Annotated in this window: 18 protein-coding genes; 6 read left to right on the top strand and 12 right to left on the bottom strand. The window is 37.2% G+C overall.

Annotated elements, in window-relative coordinates; all coding sequences use genetic code 11:
• Positions 1 to 22: 22 nt before the first annotated feature.
• Both ACE1ET_RS17730 and ACE1ET_RS17725 read right to left on the bottom strand, forming a co-directional pair.
• The gene (locus tag ACE1ET_RS17730) at positions 23 to 625 is read right to left on the bottom strand and encodes a superoxide dismutase (protein WP_375729767.1); all 603 of its coding nucleotides are present in this window, start codon (positions 623 to 625) and stop codon (positions 23 to 25) included.
• A 267-nt stretch (positions 626 to 892) separates the two neighbouring features.
• Complete coding sequence (locus ACE1ET_RS17725) at positions 893 to 2,104, bottom strand: outer membrane protein assembly factor BamB family protein (RefSeq protein WP_375729766.1); 1,212 nt, start codon at positions 2,102 to 2,104, stop codon at positions 893 to 895.
• 133 nt (positions 2,105 to 2,237) lie between these two features.
• Between ACE1ET_RS17725 and ACE1ET_RS17720 the strand changes: the two genes are divergently transcribed.
• Positions 2,238 to 3,158: a DMT family transporter gene (locus ACE1ET_RS17720; RefSeq protein ID WP_375729765.1), complete on the top strand. Its 921-nt coding sequence runs from the start codon at positions 2,238 to 2,240 to the stop codon at positions 3,156 to 3,158.
• Here the strand turns inward: ACE1ET_RS17720 and ACE1ET_RS17715 are convergent.
• From ACE1ET_RS17715 to ACE1ET_RS17705, 3 genes are read right to left on the bottom strand one after another with little or no spacing between them, the layout of a single operon-like run.
• Positions 3,130 to 3,666 carry an RsmD family RNA methyltransferase gene (locus ACE1ET_RS17715; RefSeq protein ID WP_375729764.1) on the bottom strand — a complete coding sequence of 179 codons (537 nt, stop codon included), beginning with the start codon at positions 3,664 to 3,666 and terminating at the stop codon, positions 3,130 to 3,132. The two genes, ACE1ET_RS17720 and ACE1ET_RS17715, sit on opposite strands and share 29 nt — an antisense overlap.
• Entirely contained in the window at positions 3,657 to 4,487 is an 831-nt protein-coding gene (locus tag ACE1ET_RS17710; protein WP_375729763.1) for a DUF3822 family protein, read from the bottom strand. The genes ACE1ET_RS17715 and ACE1ET_RS17710 overlap by 10 nt, the downstream gene beginning before the upstream one ends.
• A 14-nt stretch (positions 4,488 to 4,501) precedes the next feature.
• Positions 4,502 to 5,131: a hypothetical protein gene (locus ACE1ET_RS17705; protein ID WP_375729762.1), complete on the bottom strand. Its 630-nt coding sequence runs from the start codon at positions 5,129 to 5,131 to the stop codon at positions 4,502 to 4,504.
• Between the two features lie 106 nt (positions 5,132 to 5,237).
• Between ACE1ET_RS17705 and ACE1ET_RS17700 the strand changes: the two genes are divergently transcribed.
• The 5 genes from ACE1ET_RS17700 (at position 5,238) to ACE1ET_RS17680 (ending at position 11,824) form a co-directional block, all read left to right on the top strand.
• On the top strand, positions 5,238 to 6,683 hold the full coding sequence (locus ACE1ET_RS17700; protein WP_375729761.1) for an ATP-dependent DNA helicase: 1,446 nt from the start codon (positions 5,238 to 5,240) through the stop codon (positions 6,681 to 6,683).
• Between the two features lie 131 nt (positions 6,684 to 6,814).
• Positions 6,815 to 7,546, top strand: a complete 732-nt coding sequence (locus ACE1ET_RS17695; protein WP_375729760.1) for a lysophospholipid acyltransferase family protein — start codon at positions 6,815 to 6,817, stop codon at positions 7,544 to 7,546.
• Positions 7,539 to 9,476: an OmpA family protein gene (locus ACE1ET_RS17690; RefSeq protein WP_375729759.1), complete on the top strand. Its 1,938-nt coding sequence runs from the start codon at positions 7,539 to 7,541 to the stop codon at positions 9,474 to 9,476. Before ACE1ET_RS17695 ends, ACE1ET_RS17690 begins: the two co-directional genes overlap by 8 nt.
• Before the next feature lie 175 nt (positions 9,477 to 9,651).
• A complete protein-coding gene (locus ACE1ET_RS17685) occupies positions 9,652 to 10,845 on the top strand; it encodes a glycoside hydrolase family 88/105 protein (protein ID WP_375729758.1) in 1,194 nt (397 codons plus the stop codon).
• A complete protein-coding gene (locus ACE1ET_RS17680) occupies positions 10,832 to 11,824 on the top strand; it encodes an alpha/beta hydrolase fold domain-containing protein (RefSeq protein WP_375729757.1) in 993 nt (330 codons plus the stop codon). The genes ACE1ET_RS17685 and ACE1ET_RS17680 overlap by 14 nt, the downstream gene beginning before the upstream one ends.
• A 424-nt stretch (positions 11,825 to 12,248) precedes the next feature.
• Here the strand turns inward: ACE1ET_RS17680 and ACE1ET_RS17675 are convergent, their stop codons facing one another.
• From ACE1ET_RS17675 to ACE1ET_RS17645, 7 genes are all read right to left on the bottom strand, one after another.
• Positions 12,249 to 12,749, bottom strand: coding sequence for a methyltransferase family protein (locus tag ACE1ET_RS17675; protein WP_375729958.1), 501 nt, complete (start codon positions 12,747 to 12,749; stop codon positions 12,249 to 12,251).
• A 231-nt stretch (positions 12,750 to 12,980) separates the two neighbouring features.
• Positions 12,981 to 13,334, bottom strand: coding sequence for a hypothetical protein (locus tag ACE1ET_RS17670; protein ID WP_375729756.1), 354 nt, complete (start codon positions 13,332 to 13,334; stop codon positions 12,981 to 12,983).
• 310 nt (positions 13,335 to 13,644) lie between these two features.
• The gene (locus ACE1ET_RS17665; RefSeq protein ID WP_375729755.1) at positions 13,645 to 14,391 is read right to left on the bottom strand and encodes a hypothetical protein; all 747 of its coding nucleotides are present in this window, start codon (positions 14,389 to 14,391) and stop codon (positions 13,645 to 13,647) included.
• A gap of 392 nt (positions 14,392 to 14,783) precedes the next feature.
• The gene (locus ACE1ET_RS17660) at positions 14,784 to 15,848 is read right to left on the bottom strand and encodes a hypothetical protein (RefSeq protein ID WP_375729754.1); all 1,065 of its coding nucleotides are present in this window, start codon (positions 15,846 to 15,848) and stop codon (positions 14,784 to 14,786) included.
• 190 nt (positions 15,849 to 16,038) lie between these two features.
• Positions 16,039 to 17,517, bottom strand: coding sequence for an FISUMP domain-containing protein (locus tag ACE1ET_RS17655; RefSeq protein ID WP_375729753.1), 1,479 nt, complete (start codon positions 17,515 to 17,517; stop codon positions 16,039 to 16,041).
• Positions 17,518 to 17,694: 177 nt separating this feature from the next.
• Positions 17,695 to 18,306 (bottom strand): hypothetical protein, encoded by a 612-nt coding sequence (locus ACE1ET_RS17650; RefSeq protein WP_375729752.1) that lies wholly within the window; start codon positions 18,304 to 18,306, stop codon positions 17,695 to 17,697.
• Positions 18,307 to 18,476: 170 nt separating this feature from the next.
• Positions 18,477 to 18,851: a hypothetical protein gene (locus ACE1ET_RS17645; RefSeq protein WP_375729751.1), complete on the bottom strand. Its 375-nt coding sequence runs from the start codon at positions 18,849 to 18,851 to the stop codon at positions 18,477 to 18,479.
• Positions 18,852 to 19,209 lie beyond the last annotated feature (358 nt).

The following is a 19,209-nucleotide window of genomic DNA, read 5'->3' as shown; positions in this document are numbered from 1 at the left end:
AATTTAGGTATATTTCGTTTCTTTATTCGTTATAAAGCTCAGCAACCTTATCCCAGTTAACCACATTCCAGAATGCACTGATGTAGTCAGGACGTCTGTTCTGATAATTCAGGTAATATGCATGTTCCCATACATCAATTCCCAGAATTGGTTTACCTTTAACGTCAGCAACATCCATTAACGGGTTATCCTGATTAGGTGTTGATGTAACAACCAGGTCACCATTGTCAAGCTTTACAAGCCATGCCCAACCTGATCCGAAGCGCGTAGCTGCAGCTTTTGAGAATTCATCCTTAAATTTATCCAATGATCCAAAAGCCTTTTCGATAGCTGCTTTAAGATTGGCATCCATCTCTTTTCCTGATCCGGGAGCAATCCATTCCCAGAATAATTTGTGATTGTAAAATCCGCCACCATTATTTCTTACCGCAGGAGATAATTTAGAAACACCGGCAAAAATTTCTTCAATTGATTTATTTGCAAGATCTGTATTTTCAACTGCCGCATTTAAATTATTTGTATAACCAGCATGGTGTTTTGTGTGATGGATTTCCATTGTCCGTGCGTCGATGTGTGGTTCAAGGGCTGCATAATCATACCCAAGTTCCGGTAATTTGTAAGCCATAATATTTCAGTTTTAATTATTAATATTTCTTTGTTTTATTCCCTGTTTTATCACTCCCTTCCGGGAATGTACTCAATTAACAATACTAAACCGGTTGTTGTTTAATTTTAGATTGAATAAAAATAGAGAGGGTGGGCACTACTAATGGTATTGGGCGGTAAGTTCCAATATTACAGCTAATTATAGCTTAATACTTTTTAACAGTTAGATGTTATATTTTACTGAAATAATATAATGCTCTCGACATTCTGTAGGGGCATTCAAAGACTATATTTCGACCCTGATGCAAGCCATATCTCCGTTGGAATTTCTGACATAAATATTTCCGTTGGCGAAAGTGGGAGCAGTCCAGCACCAATGCGTATTTTTGTTAACCGACGGAAGAACCTGCAATTCTGAAAGTTCAGTGTAAGCATCGGGATTAGCCTCAACGATAACAACTTTGCCTAATCCGGTTAATACTACCAACTTATTATCTACTGCGGATACCGCACCGAAGATATCATATTTATGCTTCCACATTTCTTTACCGGAAGCCAGTTCAATGCAGTACAAATGCATTTTGTTTCTGAAATTATTGAACTGGTAAACGTAACCATCAACAATAACTCCTGTCCTGAAGAATGATGCGATAGTATCATTTCTCCATACTGACTTGTAAATGGAGTCTTTTAGTTCTATCAGTTCATTGGACAAAAACAACATGTTTGGATCAGATGTAAGTATTACATCATTATCCTTTCTGAAATTGTCATTTGACACATAGTTGTTTAGTATAGTGCCATTTGAAATATCAACGATATAAAGTGAAGAATCGCTCATGAACGTTCCTGTAGGAGTGCCATTGTAATCGAACAGAGTTGTAGATGAAAAGGCCCCACTTCCTTTAGGACTATTCCATATAAGTTGTCCGTTGGTTTTGTCAAATGCAATACCATGATGATTCAGATTTAGCAGTAACAGATTTTTATAAATAACCGGTGAGGAACAAACACCCCAACGATCTCTTACTATCAGTGAATCGCTGTAAATATCTCTCTTCCACACTTCGCTTCCATCCTCTGCATTTAAACAGAATAGGGTGCCTTCCCAGCTTAATACATACAAATTTTTTCCATCCAGAACCGGAGTTGCACGTGGTCCGGGATAACTGCGCTCATCCGAGGGATAAGGGAATTTCCAGATTTCATTTCCTGATTCGGTATCAAGACAAAGCACAGAGGACATGTTTACAGTATCGGTACCTTCAATGTTTTGCGACCAGCCATTGACATAAGCGCGATTATCCTGTACTGTGATGGAGGAATGTCCTTTGCCTATGTTTTTCTGCCAGATAATCAGGGTCGAATCCAATTGAGTAGTCCAGGTTTTTTGACTTGCGATTTTGCCGTTGGCTTCCGGCCCCCGCCATTTGGTCCAGTTTGCTTTTGACGTGCATGCAAAAAGCATTATTAAGCTAAGAAAGATTAGTGGTTTCATGTGAGGTTTGTTTTGATAAAGGTGCCAAATTAAGTTATATTTTCCTGAATTGCAAGCAGATATGTTAAAGCTAATGATATTTCTTAATCGAATATAGTTTGAAAACTTAAAATGGTCTACTTTTGTGGCCTGAATGAAACGCGAAACAAATAAAATAGTACTGGCCATTATTGCCTGTCTGCTTTGGTCATCTGCATTTGCAGTTATTAAAGTAGGGTTGCAATACACGCAACCGCTACAATTTGCAGGAATAAGATTTACCCTTTCCGGACTTATGCTGGTTCCACTGGCTATGCGAAACAAAGGTTACTGGAACATTATTTTTAAGAATCTGCCTTTTATTTTATTAGTAAGCTTTTTGCATGTATTTGGGTTATATGCCTTTTTCTATAATGGTATGAGCCGTGTTCCGGGAGCTATTGGAGCGATCATTGTAGGAAGTGGTCCGCTGTTCATCGCATTCATGTCGCATTTTATGATGGACAATGATAAAATGGGGCTTAAAAAGGCGCTGGTTATGTTGCTGGGTTTTTCAGGAATTGTGTTGGTAAGTCTTGGCAAAAAGGCCACCGGGTCAGCAGACTTTCAACTGATTGGTGTATTGTTTTTATTGATCAGTAATACGCTAGGCGGATTTGCAAATATTGTGATTGCAAAATCAAATGGTAAGGTTCCGGCGCTGGTACTTAGTTCCACTACGCTTGTGATTGGTGGGATTGGGTTGTTCGTACTTTCTTTGCCGATTGAAGGTCTTCAGACCGGTCCGTTTCCTCTGGAGTATTGGTTGTCCCTGTCGTGGCTGAGTATGTTGAGTGCAGTGGCCATAAGCATTTGGTTCAGTCTGTTGAGGAGGCCGGGAATTAAAGTTTCAAGTTTGAACATGTGGAAATTTCTTGTACCGGTTTCTGGTGTCATCTTAAGCTGGATCATTATATCATCAGAAAAGCCGGATGTAATTACACTTTCAGGTATGTCGCTGACAGCTGTTGCGCTTGTGCTTATTTCAAGAGTAGACAGAAAAGGGACTAAACTGGCTGGAAAAACGAAAAGTTGACGCTGCCGTAAACCTTTTTCTGTTTAAAATTCGGGTGATCCGAAAAGTTATAATCCCTTGAGTGTTCCAGGATCAATAATCCATCAGGATTCAATAGATTCCGCTCAAAAATAATATCCGGAATTTTAGCAATATCTTTCAGCTGATAAGGTGGATCTGCAAAAATTAAATCAAATTTTTGAAGGGTACGCTCGATATATTTAAAAGCGTCACCCCGCATTATTTCAATTTCCGTAATCTTAAGGCGATCAATTATTGACTTTATGTATGTCAGATGTTTTGGATTCTTTTCCAGGGATAAAACATTCCGGCAACCATTGGACGCCAGTTCAAGGCTTATGCTGCCAGTTCCTGAAAATAAATCCAACGCATCAGTTCCATCCAGCACATAATTGTTTTTAAGTACGTTAAAAAGGTTTTCCTTGGCAAAATCTGTTGTTGGCCGTGCTGTAAAACCTTTTGGTCCCGGTAAGGTTCTGATTTTATATTTTCCGGATATTATTCGCACAACAGGCTGGAATAAAGATTTGTAAAATAATGTGCCGGCAGATCGTAAAAGTCGTTGGCAAAATTATATGCCTCGGGCCATCCGGCAAAAGTTACGTTTTTAATAAAGCGCTCCAGTTGTTTAACCAGACTGGCATGTTTTGGTATTATCCCGTCAATTTCAACCACTGTTTTCATCTGATCCAGTTTCAACTGATTGAAGCAGTACAGAAAGAAATACAGGAATTCATCATCGTTCTGATAAGAATAGCTGTTTGCCAGAATCAATGTGTTGTTTTTATATGCACTGATTGAAAACCTGTTCTGCCTGATTGTGAGCTTAACAAAACTTTCAGACGTGCTAAGCAGATGGCAGTTCTTTATCGTATTGTTATGGATTATCACAGGAGTGCCAAACTGCTGATTCATAGCATTCAGAATCGTTTCGTTAATGGCATATACAGAAACATAATTCAGAGGATCCTGTTTATCTGAACGGACGATGCTGCTTTTCCCTTTTCGATAGTTTTTGGTGTAAAACACTTCTTTCTCTTCATCCTCAAAAAGTACCTGGGGTATGCAGGTAGCAGGAGAAAGGTCGTAAAGGACAATGACCTTTTTATAATTTAAATTAAGAAGCTCTTCTGTTTTTAGGTATTTAAGCGTCTGATCTGTTATTTCTGAATCTGATCCATAAGGTTTGTGTTTTAGATAAATGAACTTATTGCTTATGGAGTCACATATTAAAAAAGAAAATCCATCCAGACACAGCTGGATGGATAATATATATTGTTTAGAACTTTCCTGATTAAAAACCGGTGATAAAACTAAGATATCATGCATGGAAATAACATAAATTATTCCCAGTTACCCGCATAGTTATTAGCCTCTTCCAGGTCCCCCACTTTCATCCCCGGATAACGTTCATACTTTTCGGCTTCAAGCTTCAGGTTTGTTATTTCCTGTGGTTCTAATCCATGGAGATAAACTTCATAAGGTGTCTTAGCTTCAAATACCTGAAGTGTCACATTGGAGGCAGTAGTCACACTGCCGGCACCCATAATGAACTGAGTGGTATCACCATAAGGTACAAATCGCAGGGAATCTGCGGCATAATCTTTACCAAAAAGGTCCTGTGCAACAGGAATGTAAGATGTATCACGAACAATAAGCCCGAGTTTAATGGCTTTAGCTTCAGTCATACCTGCATTAACCATTGAGTCTGTAAGAATTCCCTCTTTAAGTACAATCGGAAGTGAGTCTTTTTCAATGAAATTAATCAAGGTATCAAAACTTGCAGTGTGGTGTTTATACTTTTCCTTATAAGCAATCTGTGCGGTTCTGATATCCATTAAACGGAGTTTAACAGCTTCTTCCCTTTTCGCTTTTTCCTTGTCGAAATTTATTTTTTTCATCGGGCTGGCAATAACAAGATATGCCATAACAACGATGAGAATGAGAAGGATAACCTGTAATGCTTGTTTCATCTTTTTTATTTCGTTTTATGTTAATTTAGAAGAGATTTTCATCTTACCGTGCAAATTTAAAAAAAAAATGTTTCTTACTTTGGTTTTTGGAAATTTAAACTAAAAAATGTTAGAGAACCACTTTAAAGACATATTTACAAGTACATTACGCTTTGAAGCCACCGTAGAGCAGCATGAGCTCATAAGTATGTTAACCGACTTTTACTTATCTGATAACGTATTTTCTTTGTTTTTATTGAAAGGTTATGCAGGAACCGGTAAAACAACTGTAATCAGTGCTTTTATAAAGACGCTTTCACAGATGCAGCAGTCTTTTGTACTGTTGGCTCCTACAGGCAGGGCTGCTAAAGTGTTATCGCAGATGAGTGGTTTCCCTGCGTATACAATTCACAAACAAATATACAGGCAAAAAAATCCCGGAGTAGATCCGGAGTCATTGGGTGCGGGTTCTTTCAGCCTGGATTTTAATAAAAATAAGGATACCGTATTTATTGTCGACGAGGCTTCGATGATCACCAGCCGAAGCGATGAATTAAACCTGTTTGGATCCGGGGATGTACTGGATGAATTAATTAGGTATGTGTACGAAGGTGCAAGATGCCGTATAATTTTTATCGGCGACCTGGCACAGTTACCTCCGGTGGGCACTGTAGTAAGTCCCGCACTGGATCCGAATGTATTAAAAGGTTATGGACTGGATGTTCTTGAGTTCACATTACGCGAAGTTCTGAGACAAACCTCAGATTCCGGTATTCTGAGCATGGCAAACCGGATAAGAAAACAATTGGCGGACAGAAATTTCACTTCTATTCCAAAATTTCAGGTCAACAGTAAAGATGTTATTGCACTGCAAGGTGAATATCTGAGTGATCAGATCAGTGCTTCGTATGATGCGGTGGGAGTAGAGAATGTAATTGTGATTACACGTTCGAATAAACGTGCTAACCAGTTTAATCAGGGTATAAGGAGCACTGTATTGTACCGCGATGAAGAAATTGTGACAGGAGATTATCTGATGATTGTAAAAAACAGCTATCACTGGACGGAGAAAATTAAGGAACTCGATTTTATTGCCAATGGTGATATGGCTGAAATTGTCACAATACGTAGTTTTAGTGATTTGTATGATCATAAGTTTGCCGATGTCACCTTGCGGTTTCCGGATTATAACGATTTTGAACTGGATGTTACGATAAATACAGCAAGCATAATGCATGACGGGCCTTCATTATCGTCTTCTGAGATGCAGGATTTATATTTTAAAATTCTTGAGGATTATCCGGAGGTCAAAAGCAAAAAGGACACGGTTAAAACTATGCGCAACGATCCCTATTATAATGCACTGCAGGTTAAATACGGGTATGCGGTTACCTGCCATAAATCGCAGGGTGGACAATGGAAACATGTATATCTGGATCTGGGTTATGTGACCGACGAAATGGTAGATCTGGAGTTTTTAAGGTGGTTGTATACAGCCGTAACCCGGGCAACAGAAAAATTATATCTAATAAACTTTCCTGCATCCATCCTGGAGGATACCGATAGTTGGTAATTTGGTTTTAGAAAATGATTAAGCTGTTCTGCGTTTTTAGTCGTGTTTCTTTATTCTGTTCTGAATATAAAGTATGTTTGCAGTATCATAGGTGTTGAATATGGGGATGGACATAAACTACAGAAAGGATTATGAAGGCATTAGGTGATTTTTTATACAAAATATATTTCATTATAATTTTCGTTCCGCTGCAGATTGTATTTACCATCATCAGCGCATTACTGTGCATTGTTTTATTTCCACTCATAGGACCGGATAAAGTCAGTCATCATATTGGTTTATTCTGGGGCCGAAGTATCGTATATTCTTCCCTGACGCCGGTAAAGGTCCATGGAAGAGAAAAACTGGATCCTGACAAATCATACATACTGATCGCTAATCATGCCAGTTCGTTTGATATTTATGCCATTTTTGGCTGGATTGGACGTAATATTCGCTGGGTGATGAAAAAGGAACTGACAAAAATCCCGTTGTTTGGATGGGCAACCCGTGCATCGGGCCAGATTGCAGTGGATAGATCCAATTCACAGGCTGCCATTGATTCAATTAATGAAGCCCGGGAAACACTGAAGCCGGGTGTCAGTATTATGTTTTTCCCTGAAGGTACAAGGAGCCGCGACGGTGAGTTAAAAGTTTTTAAGAAAGGTGCATACCATTTTGCCTTTGATATGCGTTTGGATTTAGTACCCATTACGATTAAAGGTGCTTATAAGGTTAAAACACCCGGGAAATTACTGGGTTCAAAAGGGAAAATAGAAATATTCATTCATGATCCGGTAAAAATTGACAGCCACGACAGGAATGAAATGAAAATACTTATTGATCATACAAAAGAAATAATTGCTGAGCCACTAAATGAATAGGCTGGGAGTTTATATTATTATTGTGATATGTGTTTTGTCCGGTTTTGACAGTTCTGCTCAGTTATTGTCGACATCGAAAAAATCAGCACGGAAAGCTTATGCTGAAGCCCGCGATAAATATTTTACGCATCAGTATGACGAGGCCATTGATTTACTCGATAAGGCAATACAGAAGGATAAAGCGTTTAGTGAAGCCTATTGGTTCAAGGCAACAATCTACGAGATAAACCGGCAGTACGATCAACAAATAAATGCGCTTAAGGCTGCAGATGATCCTGATTATTATTTTTATGATCAGACCCTGATAAAACTGGGTGAAGCGTTGTTTAACGAAGGGAAATACAGTGAAGCGAAGGGTGTTTATGCTAAGCTGGAACAATACGGCAAGCGAAATGCTAATCTTGTTCATTTTGCAAAGTATAAACAAAAGCAGTGTGATTTTGCTTTGAACCTCGTGGCGCATCCTGTACCATTTCAGCCCGAAAATCTTGGGAAAAACCTGAATACTCCTTATGATGATTACTGGCCGGTTATCAGTGCCGATGAAAACCGGTTGATTACCACGGTACTGGTAGAAACAAAGAAAGGTGGCGCGACAGAGTACCAGGAAGATTTTTACGAAAGCTACAGAACTGATTCCGGTTGGAGCAAATCCGAACCACTGGCACCGCCTTTAAATTCGCCAAATAACGAAGGTGCACAATCGCTTTCTCCGGATGGTGAAATATTGTTTTTCTCTGCATGTAACCGGGCTGAAGGTTCCGGGAAATGTGATATTTTCATCTCATTCCATACATCAAAGGGTTGGAGTGACCCAATAAATCCGGGAAGTCCTTTGAATACGGCATATTGGGAAGCACACCCGTCGATGTCGTCCAATGGTCATACCCTTTATTTTTGCAGTAACCGTCCCGGAGGTTACGGTAAAAGGGATATATGGATTGCGGAACTCGAAATTACACCAAATGGGTCGTTAAAGATTCTGGAAGTAAAAAATGCAGGGCCAGTGATAAATACGGAAGAGGATGAAGTTTCACCCTATATTCATTTTGATGATCAGACATTGTATTTTTCTTCCGATGGCCATATGGGACTTGGAAGACATGATATATTTATGAGCCGGAAAGATAGTGCAGGAGAGTGGCAGGAACCGGAAAATATCGGTTATCCGATAAATACGCATCGTGATGAGATTGGGTTTACTGTGAATGCCCTTGGTGCAAAAGCATATTATGCCTCAGAAGCATTTGCCGGAGATCGTAAGGACAAAGATATTTTTGCCATTCCCTTACCGCATGAAATTCAACCCATACCGGTAACATATCTAAAGGGAAACATTTTTAATGCTGAGAACCAAAACCCTTTGGTTGCTGACTTTGAACTGACAGATCTCGAAGAAGCAAAACAGGTTTCAAAAGCACATTCAGCAGAAAACGGTACATTTCTTTTGTGTTTACCTGCCGGACGTGACTATGCCCTGAATGTCAGTAAGGATGGTTACATGTTTTATTCTGACCGGTTCACCTTACGCGAACAGGACGATATAACCCGGCCGGTTATCAAGAATATTCCATTACAACCCATGAAGGCAGGAACAACAATTGAACTGAAAAATATCTATTTTGAGTTTGACTCCTATGCGTTAAAAAAGGAATCTTATATTGAACTGAATAAGCTTGTGGCCCTGTTAAAAAACAATCCGACGATCAGGGTTGAGATTGGCGGTCACACAGATGGCAAGGGAACCAATGAATATAATAAGGAACTTTCGCAAAACAGGGCTGAATCCGTTAAAAACTATCTTGTTGAAAATGGAATTGACCCGGATAGAATGGAAACCAAAGGGTACGGATTCACCCAACCACTGGACGCCGATGATCCGTACAATGGTGTAAACAGAAGGACAGAATTGAAGATTATCTCCATGTAAAAACTATTGCTGTCGGGATTGAACCTTTACCGAATAGTTTGTGTAAACGTACGCTTTGTGATAAAAGTTTATCGGAATATCCCCAAAAAGAAAAACTTACCCGCAAACTGGTAAATATGACCCGATAAAAATCGGCTTTACATTGTATTTTTGTTACATTACAAAATATGCTAACATGAAAATCTTCTATCTATTTACAATCTTATTAATCGCTGTGAGTTGCAAAAGTAAACCCAACGCGACTGCTAAAAGTGATGATACCATAAACTTTGCACTTGAATTTGCTGATGCCATTATGGCGCGTAACGATAGTCTGATTCATTACAACGGAAACAGACCGAAGTATGAGTACGATTACGCTTTTTTAGGGTCAGCCATGAATAAACTCGGCAAGTATGATGAGAAGTATTCGAAATACATGAAGGATTACATCGACTATTTTGTACACGACGATGGTCATATTGACGGATATAAAATGTCGGATTATAATATAGACAGGGTAAGACCCGGATTAAATATGCTGGAACTCTACAGTAAAACCGGGGATAAAAAATATCAGATTGCCATAAAAACCCTGGTAGAACAGATGAAGGGACAACCACGGACAAATTCCGGAGGTTTTTGGCATAAAAAAAGATATCCATATCAGATGTGGCTTGATGGAATATATATGGCATCACCATTTTTAGCACGCTATGCACACGATTTTGATAAACCCGAATGGTACGATGAGGTTGTTTTCCAAATTACTGAAATATACAGGCATGTGAAGGATGAAAAAACAGGACTGGTTTACCATGCCTGGGATGAAAGTAAACAGCAAAAATGGTGTAATCCTGAAACCGGTCAGTCGAAGCATTTCTGGAGTCGGGGAACAGGATGGTATGTTATGGCCATTGTAGATGTACTGGATTATTTGCCGCAGGATCACCCGGGACGGGAGAAACTGATTGCCATTATAAGTGAATTAAGCGATGCATTATTAAAAGTGCGTGATGAACAGACCGGTTTGTGGTACCAGGTAATGGATATGGGGGGGCGTGAAGGAAATTATATTGAAGCATCGGGAAGTGCAATGATTACTTATGCGTATGCAAAAGGTGCTAAAAAGGGATATTTGGATAAAAAATATTTTGATATAGCTAAAGCATCATTGGAAAGTATTCGTAAAAACCTGGTTAAAACAGATGAACAGGGACTTCCTGTTCTGATACAAACTGTTGGAGGTTGCGGATTGGGAGGAAATCCTTACCGTATGGCTGACTATGAGTATTATATCTCCGAAAGACAAGTGGATAACGATCAGAAAGGTGTCGCTCCCGTTATTTTAAGTGCCATTGAATTAAGCAGCAGTTATGATCAAAAGTAGACTGGCTTTGGGAATAATGATGCTGTTTGCTATCGTGTTGACGGCAAACGGACAACAGGTTGACTTTCCAAGAGATACGTCCTATAATCTGAATAGTGCTTTTATAAAAATAAAAAAATACTATCCCGATGTAACGCTGGTAAAGGAAACGTCTTATCCTTCGGTTCAGGAGGAAAGAAATGTTGTGTATTACAATACAGGAACACGGGATCTGCATGCAGACCTTTTTTATCCTAAGAAAAAGTCGCATAAAAAGATTCCGGCAGTTATTCTGATACACGGTGGAGGATGGGCTTCAGGAACAAAAGCGCACATGGTACCTCTGGCTCAGAAATTGGCAGAGAATGGCTATTTTGCTGCCGCGGTTGAATACAGACTATCACCTGAAGCCATTTATCCGGCAGGTGTGTATGATCTGAAGTCTTTTGTTAAATGGTTAAAAATTCACAGTGATGAATTTGGAATTGACACGACAAGAATAGCAACTCTCGGAGCCTCTGCAGGTGCTACTCTTGCCTCTTTACTGGGTGCAACAGGTCAGAATCCGGTTTTTAAATCTTATGATTTTGGGAAAAAGGTGTCGGACAAAGTTCAGGCTATTGTTAATATTGACGGAGTGGTGGATTTTACTGCGCCAGGTGAAAGCGCTAAAGATGAAGATCCTGCAAAACCATCTGCAGGAGCGCGATGGTTCGGTGCCACTTATAAGCAACGTCCGGATTTATGGAAGCAGGCTTCAGCCCTGTACTATGCAGGTCAGAAAACACCACCAACAATTTTTATTAATAGTACACAGCCCCGGTTTCATGCCGGAAGGGATCAATATATTGAAATATTGAAAGAAAACGGTATTGAATACCGGATATTTACTATTCCGGATACGCCACATACCTTTTGGTTATTCCATCCATGGTTTGAAGAGGTATACCCCAAAGTAATTAGTTTTTTAAACGACACATTTCAATACAAAGGCAACTAAGACGGATTAGCAAAGAAATGGGAAATAAATCCCGCATTTTGGTACATGCGCCAATTATCTGAAGTACTCTGATATAATGATTTATTCTTAATTTTAGGGGTGTAAACGATACCAAATATTTCTGTTGAAGTATGTTTTGTCTTTTATAGTTCTTTGATAAAATAAGAACAATTTGTGAGAAATCTGAACGACCATATAGATGTAGTGATTTTAATAAGGGTATCTACATCCTTAAATCACGTCGTAACAACTCCTTTGTTACAAAAAATGAATGTTAGGTAATATTAGTTTTCTACTTAAAATTGAAAAGCTGACCAGGTACGGGTCAGCTTTTTTTATCATCCTTTCGAAAATGGACAGAATCTGATGTAAAGTTTATATGTTTTCGGTATTTAGGCTGATCCATAAATGGGTGGAACAGTTATCAATAGACAAAGGGGATGAGCCGTTTAGTATGATTAATATATTCAGTATAACTTGAACCAAGTTTCTCTGATAACAGTTTTTCCTCTATTTTTATTCTATACATAAAGACAACCAGCACTGGAATGAATATTACAATTACACTCAGCCAATTGTTTAAGGATATGCCAAATCCAAAAAAAGATAGTAAGGACCCGGTATAGGACGGATGCCGAATGTATTTGTATAATCCTTTATTAATCAACTTTTGGGAATCTTTAAAAGCAACATCAACAGTAAAAAAACTTCCTAGCGTGTAAATGGCTATAAACCTGAAGATCATACCGGCGATAATTAGAAATAATCCGGTATAATTAACCCATGATGACTCTATAAGAGGGAAATAGAAATATATATTACACATTATTCCTGCGGTAATGGAAATAAAAATAGTAATCCAGATGAAACGCAAAGAGTTTTGATCATGATTTTTTGACCCTAATTGCTTTTGCTTTGAACCCATCATACGGTTCAGCAAAATCTCGGATAATAACCAAAGGCTCCATATAACAAGAAACATGTAATTCATTTAACAAATGTAGGTGTTTCAATTAAATTCGTCAGTACTTTTTTCTCCGGGTTATGGATAAAATTAATTTAGGGGTATTATGCTTCCAACCTTATTACCTGGTAAGGAAGTAGAAGTAAAATTATTTTGAAAGTATATATTAATAATTACCAGGATGCCTGCATATCATAACAGGGATGGAAAGAAATGTATTACAACTTTATAAAGAATAAAAATGACTAACAACACAAAAATTAAGCTTATCGTCAAGGAAACAATCCGTTTCCGATAAGTTGCTCTGATTTCTTTTTTTATCTGGCTTCTGATTTTTTCTTTAAGTTCTCCTGAGATTTTTTTTTCATCGTTTGGTGTTAGTTTCTCATGATGATAATTTTCAAGATGATCGCCATACAGTTGTTTTAGTTTTGCAAAGGAAGGAACAGAACTTTTGGTATAGACCAGGGGATTGTTGCCTGCGCCAATGTATCCCGATACACCTGTTTTATAATATCTTCTACCTTCCGGCCTGAATTTACTCATTTCAGTTGGTTACTATATGAAAGAGGATAATTCTAAAAATTTTCATATTACCAGGTGTTCATTTTAGTAAAATGAATACCAACGGTTTGTGAATGAGAAGTGCCGGGTTTCGTTAGAGTCAGTTTCCGAAAAACAAGGGAATCTAACGAGAGCCGACACCTCAAACATTATGCTACAGTGAGCCATTGCTTATGACATAGTGCTAGATACTGTTATGTTTCAGCAATGTCCCTAGATCATATTATGTTTATTTTTTTCACCTGTATAGTACATAATTATTTTTATCGCACTAAAACAAGGGGAATCAAACTCACTGATGGGTTTGAACTTTTGCGATTTTTGTTACTTGTGATGTTCCGTTATCAAAGAAAGTTTTCTTGATAAAAATCCCTCCTGGAAGTGATTCAAAATCATCTGCAACGTACTGTCCGTTCAAATTATAAAAAGCGTTTCGAACAACTTCTAAATTTGCAGGAGTAATTGTTTTAATAGAAGTAGGAATTTCTGCGTTAATAGTTAAATACCGAACCTGCATACCTCCTGTAGTTGTAAAAACAACGGTTCCATCAGCGTCAACTGAAAAAACATTTTCATTTAATTCAGTTGTAATTTCCAATCCACCGGTTCGTGTTGCATTAGTTGCTGTAAAACCACGTTCATCAGATGAATTGGCCGAAATCGCAAGCAACCTGATCACATCACCTGCTTTACAATCGGGTACATTAATAGAAAGACTGGATCCATTTAATATAAAACGACCTATACTTACACCATCAACCGGATGATCAATTCTAAACTTGCCGGCATTCAGATTCCCAAAAGTTAATCCTTGCAGTTCTTCAATTTCAACACCATTTGCAGTTAAAGGTGTCTCAGCATCGATAACAATGGCATTTTGAAAACGTGTTTCACTTACATTTTCCCAGGTTGTTGGATCAGCAGCACAATTGTCTATTGTTGCCTGACTCCATTGGGTGAAATTCCAGATTTTTTGCGCGTTTGTTGTTAAAACTGCAGAAAAAATCAATAGCGTACTAAGAAGTAAAGTTTTTTTCATAAACGTTGATTTTTAATTATTTAATAGTGTAATATTTCAAAATTAATATTTAAGTTCATTGAAAGAAAATTTTGAGTAAAAAATCAGCATTAATATAGAAATTTGACCCTAATTGAAATTACTACATTACCTGCCATTACAGTTTTATAATCTAAGGCACAGTTTTATTTCAGTTCAATGGTTTTCAGATCAGTTAATATTTTTGAAAGATAATCCATTTTTGCTCCTGTAACTCCTTTGATTATTCCCTAAAATATAAAACTAACAGATATTTATAACGTATAAATTTAGTTATACGAGATATGGATTTAGATGTTAAAATAAATCCGCATATACTATGAAGGTGTGAAGTATAGGAGATTTCCATTTTAGATCTATCCATTACATGTTTGCTACTTTATAATAAATTCATTTGTAACCGGACGATTATTCCGGGATCTGCCATCAGACCTATGAAATTCTCGAGCCACCGTGCTATCCGTTTTCACGTAGTCAATGACAAAAACCTGACCTGTTACGATTTTCATAGGGTATTTATTATAAGGTAAAACGTTACCAGTTTTAGGAGACTTTTTAAATTTGTTATATACGCCCTCCAATCGCCAGAATTCTCTATATGCAAAGTCTTTAAATCCCTTCATGTTTTTGCTGCCAAAATAGGATGCCTCATAATTATATCCATTGATTTGAATACTATCTGTTCGAATTGGGATATCTTTTAAATAGCTTAGATCGTTCGTTAACAAATGATTAGCGTATATTTTGTGAAGTTGATTTGCCATAGACGGGACTGAATTGCTGTGATTCATTGAATTAATTCCGATATGAGCGGAACCATAAATTCCCATAATACTCTCATTTTCGAGCATATTAAATTCACGGATAAAATTAGCCACCATCATAATTTCACGATAAACATCATCATCCTTTCTATTGTAATACTTTCCTTGTTTTATGGCTTCTTTTGTACATTTATATTGTAATGAATTCTTCATGTTATGTTGAGAAAGATAGTTTAAGTATCGTTTGCCTGTAGATCGATATTGATGTCCAACATCTGTTCCATGGAAGATCGTTTCCGGATACAGTTTTTTTATTTCAACATAGAATTCCTTCATAGATGGATTACGGTGTTTCACCCCGTTCCAATCCTCATATATTTTATTCAGTATATCATCATCTTCGGATTGCATCCAAATATTTAAAAATTCTGCTGTATAGTAGGGGAGTTCCAGAAAAAGATGTCGTAATCCATGATTTGTATAATAATCTCCCCATAATTCAAGTTCTTTGTCTTTAATTTTTTTGATTCCATGAAATTCCCCGTAGATAAAAATTTCCCCACTGGAATGTGAAGCTGAAGAATGAATGTTTTCGGGCTTAATGACATATGTACATCCGGAAAAGAGAAGTGAATAAATAAAAGTCGTAATTATGATTTTTTTTAAATTTACCATAAATCATATTTCTTTATAACAGTTCAAATTTTGCACCGCTTCTTACACCTACGATCTGGTGGTATGCTGTCCTGGTGAAAGATATAACCGGTGAATGTTGAATTATTTTATTTAAAATTACTGTCATGCCGTATACCGTATGTTCGTAACTGGCATTTAACTTTGTAATTAATTGAGATAAAAACAAAAATTATTTATCATGTATGCATCTTACAGACATGCCTGAAGTTCCATTCCCTCCTGAACCAACAAGTACATTGGGTTCATTATGTAAAATGTAAAACGTATAACCTTTTGATGAAGTTTGCCAATAGCCTCCGTAATTAATTTGACCGAAACTAACCTCATGAGCATTATAGCCACCAGGAAGAGCACTAAAACCAAATTCATTAGTTCCATTGTCATTAATCCAATAGGAATCTCCTTGCATTCTTAGCTTATTTCCAGCGTTTGAACCAAGATATTCTACGAGAGTCGTTAATTCCTTTTCGGATGGTACGTGCCAATCATCAGGACAAAGATTATGTGTGTTAACCGTGAACCAATTATATAAACCGCCATAAGTTTGAGCATTTGTAATTGAATCATAATCGTACCAACAGTAAGCTCCCCTGGAAATATATTTAATCCATTCTTCATGCGAAGATGCGTTGGGTATTTTTTCTCTATTATTGTAGCTAGTTGTCCGTAAGTTTTCTGCCATCCATAACTGACTGCCAATAAATACAGTTTTATAAGTATTGCCTTCAATGTCTGATAGTATGTCACCCGCTTCGTTTTTAAAGAATGATATCTTAACTACATCTTGACTGGAGTCTCCGCAATCAGTCCGAATTGTCCACCTTAGTTGGTAAGACTCATGTAAATTGCCTTTAAAGTTAGTTCTGTAATTAGTTTTATCATCGATGATTCCACCAACTCCACTTTCAATACTCCATTCTCCCGTAAGATTTTCGGGATTGTTTGCTTTAATAGTGGTAGCCATTGTGCCATCCTCAAATATCTGGTCTTCCCCAGCGTAAGCAACTAGATTTAGAGCTTCTCGGAACACAATATTAACATCATCATATGATTCTTCGAATTTATTCCTGATTGTCCACCTCAAAGTATATGAAGTGCAATTTTGGCCGTAAAATTTTGAAGAAGAGTTAGTTTCGTTCTCCAGACTACCACCTTCCCCATCTATGATTTCCCAACGTCCAAAACTATATTGATTCTGTGGTTTGTTAGCCGATAGTAAAATTGTCGTGCTATCACGTTTCGTTATAAGTTGGTCATTCCCTGCGTAAGCCTGTATAGGATTTGCGAGTAAATAAAAAGATATCTGATTCGATCTTGTTGCTCCTTTATTATCCTTAGCTATTACTTGCAATGTATGATTCCCTGGGGCCATATCCTTAGTATCCCATCGAAACTGGTAAGGTGAAATAGCCGTAGTGCCAATACTAATACTATCAACCAATAAACTTAGGTCAGAAATTTCACCATCAATATCTTCAGCCTGTGCCAGTATGTATAACTCGGAACCTGCTTGTATGGTGTCATTCTCGATGGGGGAGATAATTTCGCATGAAGGTTTCAAATTAGCATCATCAGTTTCTTTGCATCCTAGAAGAAATAGGGAAATTGATATCCCGATTGTCAGTAAAAAGTAATTTGTCTTTTTCATATTTCTGTAGTTTTAAGAGGTAACCTTGCTTGTGGCTAACGTTCCCGTGGTATGGTGTCGTGGCAGTTTCTTTCCGCCGGGGAAGGAACTGGCAGGACGAAAAGCGCTTCCCGCGAACGTTGATATTTTTTATTTAAAAATACTGCCATGCACTATACCGTGTGTTAGCACCAGTTATTATTTTATCAATTTTCCTAAAAAGTTACAAACTTCAACATATCTTTCATCTCCATAATGGTCTGGAGTCCATCTAGTCACAAAATGGTATTTTCCATCTTTATATCCTTCAAGAATCCATTCTGAACCATCCATGCCAAAAATCTCATTATGTGAATTCAAGTTCCAGAAATCGATAACTTTTATTTTTTCTTTAAATTCAAGCCAATCTGCTAATTCTACTTTTTTTGTTTTATTCTCAATTAGTCTTCCCGCATCATATCCTCCTTTCCCATTAGTTCGTCTTTTGAAAATATAAATCGTTGAATCAGTTTTTTCTATTGTTAATGAAACAGGATTAGACCAAGTTCCAAGGTTCGTATATCTGTATATTTCAGCATTTTTTAACTTTAGATTTTTTAGTACAGGTTCTTTCAATGAATACAAATGTTTAGAATACCAATTATTTTTAAAGGTGTTTAATTTCCCGTTAATTTCTCCATTTACATTCTCGGTCTTAATTGGGAAATATAATTCTCCTTTAAGTGGTTTAGCTTCGATTATTGAATTTTGTTGAACTTTACAACCACAACTCAATAGAATTACTAGTAGTGTTAAATAGCTGTATTTCATCTTGTTTAATTGGTGCCAACGGTTTTGCGGTATGAAACGTTTGGGAGAGCGGGCTGCGTTCGTATCCACCGTTACCAAACCTTGATGCGTGGCAGGTTGCTTGAATAACCACTTCACCCCAAATGTTTTATGACCGCATGTTGTAGGCCGTTATTTCATTTTTTATTATTCTATTTTTTTATTCTCTTTAATGTCCATTTCCATTGTCCACTTGAACTAGACCCTGTTCCTTTTATCTTATTTAAAGATTGCATTTTTCCAAAATACTTAGAATATCCATCGTTAAAATATATCTCTATTTGTAATCCATTTTGTATCCATTTGTCATTATCTGGAGACTTGTCATTTGGATGAGTACTAGAAATACTACCATCGCTATTAAATGTAATCTCATATGTCCAATCTTTATCAATATATTTCCATTTTGTTCCTGATATGGAAGTCTCTATTTCCGATATTTTTTTTATTGGTGAACATGCAGATATTAGTATTATCGCAATGAATATATAAAAAATCTTTACCGATACGGTTTTTAACTTAATCATAATATGAAGCTTTAATAGTTATAGTCATTTATTAAATATGTTTTGTAGTTTGTAATGATTTGTTTTTAAAATATAATATTTTTCATTTAAAATTTCGATTCTTTAATCAATCCTTCACGTTAAGAAAGCTATTTTGTGTCCCTGGTATAATGGCCTACAACGTTCCCGCGGTATGGTGTCGTGGCAGTTTCTTTCCGATGGGAAAGGAACTGTCAGGACGAAAGGTGTTTGCAGCGAACGTTGAATTATTTGGTTTAAAAGTACTGCCATGCACTATGACCCAACGTATTTCTAATTAAATATATCTAGTAATTCTTTCCGATTTTTAATTTTCAGAAATTCAGTAATCATTATGCGA

The sequence above is a fragment of the Quyinboa mangrovi genome, assembly GCF_042219825.1.
Taxonomy (GTDB): Bacteria; Bacteroidota; Bacteroidia; order Bacteroidales; family UBA5342; genus JBHJHP01.
Note: the sequence above shows the minus strand (reverse complement) of the source record. Positions and strands in the feature narration are given on the sequence as shown.